Raw genomic sequence first — 12447 nt, forward strand, 5'->3', positions numbered from 1 at the left:
CACCATCAATCTGGTTGTGCGATATAGCCGGCAAGTGCCGAGGCAGCAGCCACCGCGGGGCCGGCGATATGGGTGCGCGCACCGGGGCCCTGGCGCCCGACAAAGTTACGGTTGGACGTCGAAATGCAGCGCTGTCCAGCCGGCACCGTTTCCCCGTTGGCAGCCGAGCAAAGCGAACAGCCGGACTGACGCCAGTCAAATCCGGCAGCTTGGAACAGCCGGTCGAGGCCCTCTTCTTCGGCGCGCGCACGCACGGCTGCCGAGCCGGGGACGACCCAGCCCGTGACGCCATCGGCAATATGCCGGCCGCGCACAATTTCGGCAGCAATCCGCAAGTCCTCGAGACGCCCGCCGGCACAGGATCCGATGAAGACCCAATCGACGGGGATAGACGACATGGCGCGCCCCGGCTCCAGCCCCATATAGTCTAGGGCAAGCTCCATGAGGCGCCGCTTTGGCGCGTCAGTCTCCGCGGAGGGCTGCGGTACTACGCTATCCACACCGACCACATGCTCAGGCGTCGTGCCCCAGGTGACCTGATAAGAAATGTCGGAGCAGTCGAATGATCTTTCGATGTCGAAAGTGGCTCTCGGATCGCTCTTGAGTCCGCGCCACTCGGAAATAGCTTTGTCCCAAAGGCCTCCTTCCGGCGCGAAGGGGCGCCCCTTGAGGTAGGCAAAGGTGACCTCGTCGGGGGCGATGAGTGCAACCTTTGCTCCCATTTCTAGCGTCATGTTGCAGAGCACCATGCGCTCTTCCATCGACATGGCGTCCACGACGGGGCCCTGGAATTCTATCGCGGTACCATTGCCTCCGGCGACGCCGAGGTCCCCTATCAGCTTCAGGATCACGTCCTTTGCGCGCAAGCCGGGCTTCAAGCTGCCTGCCAGCCTGATCCGTTGCGTCTGTGGACGCGTCTGCCTGATGGTCTGGGTCACCAGAACATGGGTGACCTCGGACGAACCGATGCCCCAGGCGAGCGCCCCAAAGGCGCCATGGGTGGTAGTGTGGCTGTCGCCGCAGACGACGGTCAGTCCAGGCAGGACCATTCCTGCCTCCGGCGCGACCACGTGGACGATGCCCTGTCCCTCGCCATCGAGCGGCAAGAGCGGGATTCCATGCTCGGCGCAAAGCAGGCTCATGGCGGGAAGATAGCGCTGGCTGATGGGTGTCGACATAGCGTTTCGGCCCACTGCGGTAGATACCGTATGGTCAAGTATGCCGATCGTCAGGTCAGGGAAAGCCGTGTGCAGGTGGCGCTCGGCCATTTCCTCAAGGCTGATAACGCCGGCGAGATCGTGGAGCAGGTGACGGTCCACCGCAAGCAGATCGACGCCCGCCGGCATGGCGGAGCCAAGGTCGATGACATGGGCGTCCCACAGTTTGGCAAACAGGGTCCTAGCGTCGCTCATGGCGCGATACGCCCGAACAACGAGGTCCAGGTCACGCCCGCTGTCAGATCGTGCAATTGCGCGGCCGCTAGCGCATCGTCCTCAATCTCCAGCCGCCCCGCTCCCAGCAAGTATCCAGCCCGATCAAAGCAATGGACCATGTGCAACCCATCGGGCGGCAGGATGACATCGGGAGCAATGGACCAGCCCTGCGCCGAGTTGCTGACCGGCAGTTCCCAATCGCGGCCCAGCAGGTCAGCCGCGAGCGCGAGGTCGCCGGTACGAATGGCCGACCGAACGGCAGTCGACGATATTCGTGCGCCGGCCCCATCTACGATGTCGTCCAATACCCGCACTGCCAGTCCGTACCGGTCACCGAGTGCCCGCAAGCTGTCAACGTTTCCCGCTCGCCTGTGTCCGAAATGGAAATCGCTGCCGCAGATGACTGTCTGCACACCGAGGTCTTCCACCAATGCCCGGGCGACGAATTGCTCGGATGACTGTGTGGCAAACGCCGCGTCGAAGACCGGCGCATAAATCACGTGAATGCCGAGACTTTCCAGCAACCGCGTTGGTGGCGTCCCTGGGGTGATGCGGAAACGTCGGTCGGTGGAGAAATAGGTCCGCGGATGAGGATTGGTGCACATGACGATCAGCGGCGCCGCGCCGTCGATGTAGGAGGCAGCTAGCCGCGCCACGGCCCGGTGGCCGCGATGAAAACCATCAAAATTCCCCAGCATGATCCCGCCGCCGCGCAGCGACGCCGGCAGCGGGCCGTCGCTGGCGGGGTTCCAGTGCAACATGGTGTTCTGGCTGGCCACGCGCACTGACACAGCGGAGTTGGAGTGGGCTGCCATCATGGCAAATCACAGACGAGTTCGAGAATATCGCCCACTGGAAGGACTTCCGCATATTTCCGCATCATGTCATCAAGGCTGGCGAAGTGCCGGCTCTCATGCAGGTCCGCTACACATTCCTCGGGCACGAAGGTCCGAAACCCCCGGCTTATCGAATCCACCACGGTGGCGCGCACGCATCCCGATGTGGAACCGCCCGTCACAATAACGGTATCGATGCCGTGAAATGTGGCCAGCGAGGTCAGATGCGTTTCGAAAAACGCCGAGGGCATACGCTTGTTGATAACGAAATCGGCGTCATCGACCTCGGCACGTGGATCCAGTGCGGCCCGTTCCGAGCCATGCTTGAGGTTCTGCAGGCTGAACGGTTGATCGTCGCGGCTGCCATGCACACCGCAATCCGCCCCGCTGATGTGGTAGGCGACATAGGTCCAGACAACCGGAAGTCGGTGGCGACGCAGTTCGCGCGCTATCTGGTTCACGTAAACGATCTGGTTGGGATCGGTCTCGTAGGCGGTCGGCGACATACCCACCTGGGTATAAGCGCATTGCAGGTCGACATTGACCAGCATCGGGCGCTTGCCGAAAGTGTAGCGGAGCCTTGATGGGTCCGACCTGAGCTCCATGTAGAGCTGGCGCGCCGTCTTGTCCGATGTTTCCACGTTCAGCTCCTTAACGGCCGCGTCATGCCTGCAACTCGGGAATGACGATTTTCCCGTTCTCCACAATGACCCGCCCGTCGAGGGATAGCGACGCGTTGCGGAGCGGGATGTCGAGGTGGCAGGCGGTATCGTTGGTGCCGCCCAGTTCGGTGTTCGGCCCGAGCGAGAACAGGACGTTGCCGTAGTAGGACAGCGAGTTCACCCCGATCTCGGCCGTGGCAGTGCGCGTGATGATGCTGTCGTACCACCGTGCCGGCTTGAGCAGTCCAAAGCCAATATGGCTGATGGCGTAGGCCCGGGGGTCGTCATAGTCGGCGATGTAGTCGCGCATCATCGCGGCGTCGACGCCGCTGCCCTCGATGCTGGTTACCCTGCCGCCGGAGATGGTGAGGGCAACCGAGCTCTCGACACATCGCCCGAAGCCCATGACCCGATCGCCCGGAGTGACCACGACTTGGCCTTCGACCATGCCGTCATATGCTTGGCTCAGAACCTGGCCGGTGCCCAGATGATCCCAGCGTCCAGGCGTGTCTGTAAAGCCATACTGCGTCATGACGCGATACTGGCCGAGCTGGTATCGGGCATCGGTACCAGCATCCGACCAGATGCGCATTTCCTTCGCGTTGGCGAGCAGCGTCTCCCCAAATTCGATGCGACGGCGCAGATCGGCATCCGGGAAGTTTCGCGAAAGAATGTCAAACGGCTCGTGGATGAAGAGCATCCTTGTCCCGCTCGCGCAGATTTCCTCCTGCTCGTGCGAGAAGAGCATGCCCATCAGATCGATGATGATATCGGCACCCTTGAGCACCTCCACCAGATGCCGGTTGCCCGCCACGGGGTTTCTTCCCGCAGCAATCATGGCACCGCGTGCGGCCCGTGGCGCCAGTTTGATCTGGAAGGCGTTCGCGCCGATTTCGCGGGCAGCCAAGAGACAGGCCGTCGCATAGTCGGCACGGATTTCGCCTTCACAAAGGATTATGACGGTTTCGTCGCCGGACACCTTGCAAAGCTGTAGTGCCGAACGAAAGAGATTGACCATTTCAAGCTGCGTTGCCACGGGTCACACCATCAATCGAGGTTGGCGAGCTGGCGGGCAAGCTTTACCATGCCGGTGCGGTCGAACTCGTCGAAGAGCCGCTCGCGAAGCCGCGGAGCGGGGCTGGCATTGACGTTCTCGAACAGCGCCACTCGACCAGCCAAGGCCGAGCAGGTAAGATCCCAGATGAAGTTCATCAGCTGCTCTTTCTGCATGCCAGTCACACCCTTGCCGGGGAGCAGCTCTTCAAGGTGATGCTTGATATCAGGGTTCTCGAAGGCCGCCTTGCCGAACCGCATGACCAGCCCCTGACCGCACATTTCCTGCAGGATGTGGACGATCGTCGGATAGTTGCGGATCGAGAACAGCCGGCCAGCCGTGATCATGGTCACGTCTGGCGCCATCGTGCCGGTGGATGTCGGCTTCGCCATGGCTTCGGCCGCCGTGATGAAGGCCGTTAGTGCGCGGTTGTATTCCACGATATCGGCAAGCATGGCCTTGACTGCAGGAATCTGTCCGGTGCCAAGAATTTCCGTCAGCATTTGCGCGCAACCGACAAATATTTCGGATTTGACCATCAGGCGCGTCAGCACGTGCCAATGGGCCCAGAGCACACACTTCCCCGACATCCCCAGCAGACCCTGGTCACCCAGATTAAAAATGCGATCCTTGGGGACGAAGACATTGTCGAAGATGACTAGCTGGTCCGCCTCTTCACCCTTCGAGGTGAGCGGATGGTCAAACGGGTCTTCGCCGGGCTGCGACAGCATTTCGCGGCTGACTAGCTTTATGCCGTCCGAGTTGATCGGCACCGCGCCCCAGATGCAGGCCTCCGGCGGCGTGCCGGGATAGCCCAGATTGGTGAAGAAAATCTCGTCGGTCTGTGCGGCGACAGAGCCCACGGACTTTGCGCCAGAGATCCGCACACCGTCCTTTGACACCGACTTCACGCGCAGAAGGGAGGCAGCCTGCGCCATGGGCGAGGAGCGGTCGTTCTGCGGACCGGTAAGCGATTCGGCGGCCGTGATGCTGTTGAGCCGGCCATACTCCACATAGCGCTGAATATTTTCGACGAAGTCGGGCTGGCACTCGCTGAACGTTGACTTGGCGCCCTTGAAACCATCAATGTTTGCGGCGATGCCGATAGCAATCGTCGGGGCCAGATCGATCGGCCGACCGAAAGTGCCAGCCGTGACGCGCGACGTATGCTCGATCATCTTGCGACGGGCAATCATCTCGTCGAACGTCTTGGGCTCCTGCCAAGAGCGACCGACAATAAGACCGCTCTTGTCGTCGAGGACCGTGGTTGCTTCGCGATGCTCGTCAGTAAACTGGTCGTCGAACATCTGCGCCATGAGACGGACGCCCCCGGCCAATGCCGGCTCGTCCATAACCTTCTCGACGCGCCGCCCCTTGACCCAGAGTTTGCGCCCGTCATCGAGAGAGTTGATGTATTGATCGCCGCTGCGCAAGGCATGCTTGCGGCCCTCGACCCAATTCGATGCATTCGCGTTGGTGCGTCCTTCAGACATATTCCGTCTCCGTTGGATCTGGTGGCCGACCGCCCGGACATATCCGCGCAACCATTCCTATGACCACAGTTACTCCTACGCCCGTCGGTTCATGTCAACCACGAACTTTGGGTTGACCCGTGAAAATATCGGTTGTTAACCGCGACCTGCGAATAACTCCGGGCTAATCCGCTGTTTTGACTGCCTTTAGGTCGAAACATCATGCACAGCCAAGCGTGGGGCGCTCTTGCTCTAGCCAACCAGATTGCCGTGTAAGTTCATCGTTTTTCGGGAATGGTCGATTATTGGTTGAAAGTTTCGCGCAATTCTGGTTGTATTCACAAAACCACTAACCGAGGCTTGCGACAACCATGGCTCTGGATATCCCCACTCCTGGCGATACGGCCGAAACCAGCGATGCCATTCTCGTCCGACTGGAGGAGTTGCTGGCCGCAGATTCGCGGCGCCCCAGCGAGCGAAAATTAGCAGAGCTGCTTGGAGTGAACCGCTATGTGCTGCGCCGGGCTTTGGCACGGCTCAGCGAAGAGGGACGGATATCGCCTCTGGCTCGCCGGAGACGAAAATCAAGCGTGCTGGGCTGGGTGGAGCTATCAAACCAGACCAATCCTGTTGAAATCGGTGAGATACGCATCGCCCTGGAGCCCGGGCTCGCCCGGTTGGCCGCCATGCGAGCGACACCCAACGACATCGCGCAACTCACGGCATTGCACGAGGAAGCCCTATCGCGACCCTATGATGTGGATCTTGATCTTGCATTTCACCAAGCAGTAGCGAAAGCGAGTGGCAACCAAGCCGCCTTCCTGCTGATCTCCACCCTCAACGAAATTACGCGCGATCCCGATTTCATCATGAAGATGCCGGCCTTTACCGAGGAAACCGGCTTCCGTCATCACGCCACCGTGCTAGCGGCCATCCGGGGTCGCGACGGCAATAGCGCACAGGAGGCGATGCTGACCCACTATCGGGCCATTCAGCGCTGGCTGCTCGGTGAGCAGCCCGAGGCTGCGGCGCCGTGACCTCATCAAGCGGTTATTCGAAGGGTTACGACATGAACCACCGACCTCAAGACTCATCCTCCAGAACAACGGTCGACCCGGCCGCCTTCCGGGACGCCATGCGCAACCCGGCGAGCACAGTTGCCGTGCTCACCGCTGGCTCTGCCGGTCAGAGAGTGGGCGTAACGGTTACCGCAGTGAGCTCCCTTTCAGACTCTCCTCCCATGATGCTGGCCTGTGTAAACCGACTCTCAACTGCCCTGCCCGTCATGCAGGAGGCCGGGGCGTTTTGCCTCAATTTCCTGTGCGAAGGGCAGGATGATGTTGCCGCCATATTTGCTGGCAAAGGCGGCCTGCGCGGCGATGACAGGTTCAGCCTCCACCAGTGGACTCAACTGGCGACCGGCGCGCCGGTGCTTTCACAAGCCCTGGTCGCCTTCGACTGTTCTCTCGTAGAAATTCACCAGTCCAGCACGCATGCCATTCTGTTCGGAGAGGTCCACGCGCTGCATCATCGTGCTGATGCAGGACCGTTGCTCTACAACCGTGGAAGTTACCGTTATCTCGCGCAAATCGGGCCATCGGCGATTTGAGCATTCGCCTCCGGCGAGCAGGCGAGCAAATCAGGCGGGAGCCCATCGGCCGGCAACGGAGCAGTTACCTAGAAGACGAACAACTAAGACCGTCCTTGACCCGCGATTTGCTGGTTCGCCGGCGGACCGACGCTTAATGCGCTGCCTGGCCCTCCGGCGGAATATAGCATTGTGGCCGCCAACGAGCCCGTTCATATCCAGTGCTCGCCGAAATGCTGGACAATCCGACGGCGGGTTGCCGGCAGATGTCATCGCCTTGTCCCAGATGCTGTTCGCTCAAATTGCGCGCTGAACGAGCGCATGGGCTCACTCGACAAGGAATTGCGCCTCCGGTCTCGCCGGGACGATACCGCCAAACGCCTAATGACGATCCCCGGCATCGGCGTGATCTGCGCTACCGCTTCGAAGCCTTGGCGCCACCGATCGAAAGCTTTCAAAAAGGGCGCGACTTCTCAGCATGGCCGTGGCTGACGCCGAAGCAGAACTCGGCGGGGCGGCAAGACACGGCTGGGCTCTACCTCAAAGATGGGGCAGCCTGACTTGCGGCGGCTGCCGATCAGCGGGGCTATGACCGTTGTTTGATGGGCGGACCGGAAGGGCGCGCCCGAGGGATCCTGGCCGGCGCGCATGCTGACCAGAAAGCCGCGCATGGTGGTCCGCGGTGGCGCTGGCCAACCGTATTGCCAGGATTGCATGGGCCCTCATCCAGAAGGGCGGGATCTACAGAGTTCCGGGTGCTGTCGCCGCGTAGGCGCAAGCAGCACTTGGGTCGTCGGGGGATGTGAGCAGGTCGATCAGAGGGTAAGGGTAAACAGTCAATGAGACGGGAACGAGAAAACCAGTGTCGATCGAAGCGCATTCTCAGCGCGACGCGTCGATTTGGACCCGCTCCGCGTATTCCATGCGGGCCCGCGGGGTGCAATGGTCGCATCATGAGGCCGGACACACGACTGCACCTGACCACATGCCCAAAGCCAATGAACAGGCGGGCGTCCACAGCGATTGACAGCCTCCGAAGGAAAGCGAAATGTAACGCCCGGCATCCGTCATGGCATCATCGAAGCATTACGCGTGATCGCGGCTTGCCGGAAGACGGCAGTGACAGCATGGCGCGTTGCCTTGCAGAGGATCCGCAATACTATAAGCGGGAAAACTGAACGTCGTCGCAACGGTGTCGGAGGCCTGCGAACGTCGACCCGATTGTCAATGCCGCTGATCAAATGGGCACCGAAGAGCTGACGCGGCTATACAAGGCCATGGTAGCAATGCGGACTGGACTTCGTTGAGATTGCACGCATTGCTGATCGTGCGTAGCGACCGCCCGGACCAGCTCCGGGCTTGGCTCAGTGCAACGACTGGATTGGCCAGGCCTTGCCTGAGAACTGTGAAAATGCCCAAACCCCTGACTGACACCCAGCGCGTCATCCTAGCTCACGCAGGAAGCCGCGACGACCGCCGCGTCTTGCCTGCGCCAAAGACACTCAACAAGAATGCTGGCGCCATCGCGCTGAGTTTGCGGGCGACGCTTGCAAGCGGCCTGATCGATGAGATTCTGGCGGGGACCGGAGACGTTGCATGGGGGCGTACCGAAGGTGGGGAGCCAACCACACTGGTGATCAACGCCTTTGGCCTTGCGTCAATTGGCGTGTCTGACACCGAAGGTACGAACCATTCGGCGACACTCTCGCTCACTTATTCGGCAACGCCACCACGACCGGGGTCCAAGCTGGCGCTTCTCGTCGATCGCTTGAGCCATGCCGATGGCGCGACCATCGACGACCTTGTGGTGGCCACAGGATGGCAGAAACACTCGGTACGCGGTGCCATGAGCGGGGCGCTGAAAACCAGACGTAGGCTCGAAGTGACATCACAATTGGTGGACGGCAAGGGCCGCGTCTACCGCATTCTTGCCGCAGCCTCGCCCAAGATCGACACTGACATTTCCAATGTCACGGCGGATAGCGATCAGCGATGAGAGCGCTATCACCATCCGAACTGGCGCGCGAGCTTGTCGCGCTCGAGGCGCTCAAGACCCCGACGCTGCAGGCGAAATGGCGCCAGGTGTTTAGCACCGAACCGCCGCGCAAGATGCGGGCCGGCTTTCTCCAGCGGGCCATTGCCTATCGATTGCAGGAGCAGGTTTTCGGTGGTTTGAAGTCGGACACCCAACGCGAATTGAAGCGACAAGCCATGGTCCTGCGCAAGCAGCAGAACGGTCGGGCTAGCATCGGTGTCCAGCGGTTACCGAGTCCGCATAGGCAATTGTCACCGGGTACGCGACTGATGCGGGAATGGAATGGCACGACCGAACTGGTGGATGTGGTCGACAGTGGTTTCGTCTGGCGGAGCAGGAGCTACCGCACCCTATCGGCGGTGGCTGTGGCAATCACCGGCACCAAGTGGTCCGGACCAAAGTTTTTTGGATTGGATAGACCGCAACCGTGCTTGGTCAAACCTGCCTCCGGCGGCGCGCGGCGGGGTTTTGTCACATCGGAGCTTACCCAATGAGCGAGCAGACTAGGTTCCGCTGCGCGATCTATACGCGCAAATCCTCCGAAGAAGGCCTTGACCAGGACTTCAACTCCATCGAAGCCCAGCGTGAGGCGGGTGAAGCCTATATTCGATCACAGGCCCATGAAGGCTGGATGCTGGTCCCAGAGCGGTATGACGACGGCGGCTTCTCGGGCGGCAACATGGATCGACCTGCGCTTGTTCGTCTCATGGAGGCCGTGCGTGACGGTGAGATCGATATCGTCGTCATCTACAAAATCGACCGCCTGACGCGGTCGCTGACCGACTTCGCCCGCCTCGCCGAAACTTTCGACACCCACAAGGTGTCGTTCGTTTCGGTCACTCAGCAGTTCAACACCACGAACTCGATGGGTCGGCTGATGCTCAACGTCCTGCTCTCCTTCGCACAGTTTGAACGCGAGATCACCGGAGAACGGATTCGCGACAAGATTGCCGCGAGCAAGAAAAAGGGCATGTGGATGGGTGGAATGGTGCCGATGGGCTATGACGTTCGGGACCGGCGGCTGCTTATCAACGCGGAAGAAGCTGAAACCATCCGAACCATTTTCCGGCTCTATCTTGAGGTTGGTAGCGTGCCGTCCTTATTGGAGCGTCTCGCGACTGATGGTTTTATGACGGCACCACGCCTCTCGGCCAAGGGGCGTTCGACCGGCAGGCGACATTTTACCCGCGGGCATCTCTACAAGCTGTTGTCCAATCCCATCTACATTGGACGCGTGGTTCACAAAACAGTGTCACACCCAGGCCAACATGCTCCCATCATCGACATCGCCACCTGGCATGCGGTGCAAGCTCAACTCGAGACCAATACGCAGGGCCCGCGCATACGACGGCGTCGAGCGGCCGTAGAAGCACATTTATTGACCGACCTTCTGGTCGCCAGCGGCAGCAGTCGTTTCATACCTACGCATGCCAACAAAGGCTCGCGCCGATATCAGTATTATGTGGAAGAGGTGGAAGCCGGACACACGCCACGCCGCCTTCCCGCCCGAGAAATCGAGCGGGCGGTTGTGTCTGCCCTGACCTCGTACCTGCACGACCACCAACAGTTGGCGAGTGATCTTGACGTCGGCGGCAGCGCCGTGGGCGACATGCTTACGAACGCCAGTGTTATTGCCGAGAAGCTTAGCGATCGCAGTGGTGAAAAGATTCGCCAGACCGTTACCCATCTTCTGCTGAAGGTGATCTATCGCGAAACCCACCTCGAGCTGCAGATCGCGCGCAACCGTCTTCAGACGATGCTGGGATGGAGAGACGAACCCGACGCGCGCTCGGCGACAAACAGGCAGGATCGTGATGACATCATTGCGGTGCGGGTACCGCTGGCTATTCGGCGGCGCGGGCCGCAGCTCAAACTTGCCGTCGAACCATCTGATCGCACCCATAATGCACCTGATCAAACCTTGCTGACTGCCATTGTTCGCGCCCGTGATTGGGCGGATCGCATTATTGCCGGCGCATCACCCGCCCAAATCGCCGAGCAAGAGCAGGTCACCGACGGCTATGTTAGTCAGCTTCTTCCCTTGGCCTTCCTCGCGCCCTCCATCATTGAGGACATCGTGGCTGGCAGACATCCGGTTGATTTCACCGCAGATCGCATGATCTGGAGGACCCCACTGCCGCTGAGCTGGCGTGATCAGGCGTCGATTATCAGGTAAATCGTCGACGCGCGGCGGGCTCTGATCGCTGCTTTCATTGCCATCGCTACGCTCACGTCAACGTCGGGAATGGTCATCGCGATCGGTGCAGGCGCTCGGCCAGCTAGCCAGCTTTGTTGAAGGCTTTTTCCTGCTCGAGCGCATTGACCAAGTCGAGCGTGACGAAGAAGCGAACCTTCTGGTGGTGGTGCTGCACCGCCTGACCGGCGCGCTGCTCAACCGGCTCACCCACCGTGTCCATATCCTGACTGCGCCATGAACGGGGACAGCTACCGGCTCAATCAATCCGCCGCCCGCCGGCACCGCACCGCCCCCGAAACCGCGGCGGAGCAAAACCAGGCCACCGAGATCATCCATCCCGACACCGGCGAAATCCGCGCATAACAGCCAACCCAGAAGCGCCATATGCCAAGGGCCCCGATCGGGGCCCTTGGCATATCTGCTCACCACCAGCACTGGCCGGTTTTTACGCCGCCACACTGGACGACTTTTGCTCCGCCGTTGACAACAAGGACAACCAGATCCTGCGGCCCGTGTCTTTCGCGCTGCTTTCGTTTGTCAGGAAGGACTAACGACAGCCCGGCCTTTAGCTTGCCAATGCGTGATCCTGTTGAGACCATGCTGAATGCCGTTCCCGTGGCTGCGCATGTCGGACATGCGGGTCACGCCTCGGGTAGCCACCCGGAGGTCCGTCGGCGGACGACGCTCCGCGTCGATGCAGCGCTTCTCAAAGGTGCTGCGCCACAGTCTTAAGGATCCATGGCAACTTCAACGAGCCGCCAGCCGCCGATTTGCATCTTCTTGTACTCGCTGGACCAACGCAGCCTGTTGAGCAATTGCTTCCTTTTCCCATTCTTCCATAGTCATTGGTGGATTTGGGTCTTGCCAAATCCACGGCGATTGCGGTCCGTCGAAGTATAGTTCTCTTATGGTATTCATTGGGTCCAATGGCTTAAGAAGAGCCCAGGGAAGATGCGCTTTACCATCCCAGTCGGGTGGTCGGTACCAAGCGATTCCGTTTCCATGATTGTTAACGACGCCCAATCCCGGCGCTTGTAGGTATTGAGCAGCGAATTTCTCAGCGCCCATCAAGGGGAGCTGTTCTTCGATTGTTTGTTTGCTCTCCCGTTCCTCGCAAAGGGCCACGCCCTTATTTCTCGTAACGAACCCACCACGTGGGGTGGCCCATTT

General features: G+C 60.3%; 11 protein-coding genes and 2 pseudogenes. 6 read left to right on the forward strand and 7 right to left on the reverse strand.

The genetic code is table 11. The annotated features are described in order from the left end of the window. Positions 1–5: 5 nt before the first annotated feature. From ACX3OZ_RS06600 to ACX3OZ_RS06620, 5 genes are read right to left on the reverse strand one after another with little or no spacing between them, the layout of a single operon-like run. Complete coding sequence (locus ACX3OZ_RS06600) at positions 6–1412, reverse strand: 3-isopropylmalate dehydratase large subunit (RefSeq protein WP_459104088.1); 1407 nt, start codon at positions 1410–1412, stop codon at positions 6–8. Then, entirely contained in the window at positions 1409–2251 is an 843-nt protein-coding gene (locus ACX3OZ_RS06605; RefSeq protein WP_459104089.1) for an adenylyltransferase/cytidyltransferase family protein, read from the reverse strand. The genes ACX3OZ_RS06600 and ACX3OZ_RS06605 overlap by 4 nt, the downstream gene beginning before the upstream one ends. Next, positions 2248–2910, reverse strand: a complete 663-nt coding sequence (locus ACX3OZ_RS06610) for an isochorismatase family protein (protein WP_459104090.1) — start codon at positions 2908–2910, stop codon at positions 2248–2250. The genes ACX3OZ_RS06605 and ACX3OZ_RS06610 overlap by 4 nt, the downstream gene beginning before the upstream one ends. A 22-nt stretch (positions 2911–2932) precedes the next feature. After that, positions 2933–3967, reverse strand: coding sequence for a leucyl aminopeptidase (locus ACX3OZ_RS06615; protein ID WP_459104091.1), 1035 nt, complete (start codon positions 3965–3967; stop codon positions 2933–2935). 11 nt (positions 3968–3978) lie between these two features. After that, entirely contained in the window at positions 3979–5478 is a 1500-nt protein-coding gene (locus ACX3OZ_RS06620; RefSeq protein WP_459104092.1) for a 4-hydroxyphenylacetate 3-hydroxylase N-terminal domain-containing protein, read from the reverse strand. A gap of 350 nt (positions 5479–5828) precedes the next feature. Between ACX3OZ_RS06620 and ACX3OZ_RS06625 the strand changes: the two genes are divergently transcribed. The 5 genes from ACX3OZ_RS06625 to ACX3OZ_RS06645 all read left to right on the forward strand — a co-directional run bounded on the left by ACX3OZ_RS06625 (position 5829) and on the right by ACX3OZ_RS06645 (position 11256). After that, positions 5829–6494 carry a FadR/GntR family transcriptional regulator gene (locus ACX3OZ_RS06625; RefSeq protein WP_459104093.1) on the forward strand — a complete coding sequence of 222 codons (666 nt, stop codon included), beginning with the start codon at positions 5829–5831 and terminating at the stop codon, positions 6492–6494. A 32-nt stretch (positions 6495–6526) separates the two neighbouring features. Further along, the gene (locus ACX3OZ_RS06630) at positions 6527–7066 is read left to right on the forward strand and encodes a flavin reductase family protein (protein WP_459104094.1); all 540 of its coding nucleotides are present in this window, start codon (positions 6527–6529) and stop codon (positions 7064–7066) included. A 1390-nt stretch (positions 7067–8456) separates the two neighbouring features. Beyond that, a complete protein-coding gene (locus ACX3OZ_RS06635; protein WP_459104095.1) occupies positions 8457–9041 on the forward strand; it encodes a DUF3489 domain-containing protein in 585 nt (194 codons plus the stop codon). Next, positions 9038–9574, forward strand: a complete 537-nt coding sequence (locus ACX3OZ_RS06640) for a DUF2924 domain-containing protein (RefSeq protein WP_459104096.1) — start codon at positions 9038–9040, stop codon at positions 9572–9574. Before ACX3OZ_RS06635 ends, ACX3OZ_RS06640 begins: the two co-directional genes overlap by 4 nt. After that, complete coding sequence (locus tag ACX3OZ_RS06645) at positions 9571–11256, forward strand: recombinase family protein (protein ID WP_459104097.1); 1686 nt, start codon at positions 9571–9573, stop codon at positions 11254–11256. Before ACX3OZ_RS06640 ends, ACX3OZ_RS06645 begins: the two co-directional genes overlap by 4 nt. Positions 11257–11362: 106 nt before the next feature. Here ACX3OZ_RS06645 and ACX3OZ_RS06650 read toward each other — a convergent pair. After that, positions 11363–11458: pseudogene (locus ACX3OZ_RS06650) on the reverse strand (ATP-binding protein); the annotation flags it as partial. Positions 11459–11511: 53 nt separating this feature from the next. Between ACX3OZ_RS06650 and ACX3OZ_RS06655 the strand changes: the two are divergent. Next, on the forward strand, positions 11512–11640 hold the full coding sequence (locus ACX3OZ_RS06655) for a hypothetical protein (RefSeq protein ID WP_459104098.1): 129 nt from the start codon (positions 11512–11514) through the stop codon (positions 11638–11640). Between the two features lie 384 nt (positions 11641–12024). Here ACX3OZ_RS06655 and ACX3OZ_RS06660 read toward each other — a convergent pair. Next, positions 12025–12447 (reverse strand): annotated as a pseudogene (locus tag ACX3OZ_RS06660) (hypothetical protein); the annotation flags it as partial.

The sequence above is a fragment of the Devosia sp. A369 genome (genome assembly GCF_054489345.1).

Excerpts from the sequence above, each read along its gene's own strand:
- ACX3OZ_RS06635 (WP_459104095.1), top strand. The coding sequence starts at position 8,457 with ATGCCCAAACCCCTGACTGACACCCAGCGCGTCATCCTAGCTCACGCA.
- ACX3OZ_RS06625 (WP_459104093.1), top strand. The coding sequence starts at position 5,829 with ATGGCTCTGGATATCCCCACTCCTGGCGATACGGCCGAAACCAGCGAT.
- ACX3OZ_RS06655 (WP_459104098.1), top strand. The coding sequence starts at position 11,512 with ATGAACGGGGACAGCTACCGGCTCAATCAATCCGCCGCCCGCCGGCAC.
- ACX3OZ_RS06605 (WP_459104089.1), bottom strand. The coding sequence starts at position 2,251 with ATGATGGCAGCCCACTCCAACTCCGCTGTGTCAGTGCGCGTGGCCAGC.
- ACX3OZ_RS06600 (WP_459104088.1), bottom strand. The coding sequence starts at position 1,412 with ATGAGCGACGCTAGGACCCTGTTTGCCAAACTGTGGGACGCCCATGTC.
- ACX3OZ_RS06645 (WP_459104097.1), top strand. The coding sequence starts at position 9,571 with ATGAGCGAGCAGACTAGGTTCCGCTGCGCGATCTATACGCGCAAATCC.
- ACX3OZ_RS06640 (WP_459104096.1), top strand. The coding sequence starts at position 9,038 with ATGAGAGCGCTATCACCATCCGAACTGGCGCGCGAGCTTGTCGCGCTC.
- ACX3OZ_RS06630 (WP_459104094.1), top strand. The coding sequence starts at position 6,527 with ATGAACCACCGACCTCAAGACTCATCCTCCAGAACAACGGTCGACCCG.
- ACX3OZ_RS06620 (WP_459104092.1), bottom strand. The coding sequence starts at position 5,478 with ATGTCTGAAGGACGCACCAACGCGAATGCATCGAATTGGGTCGAGGGC.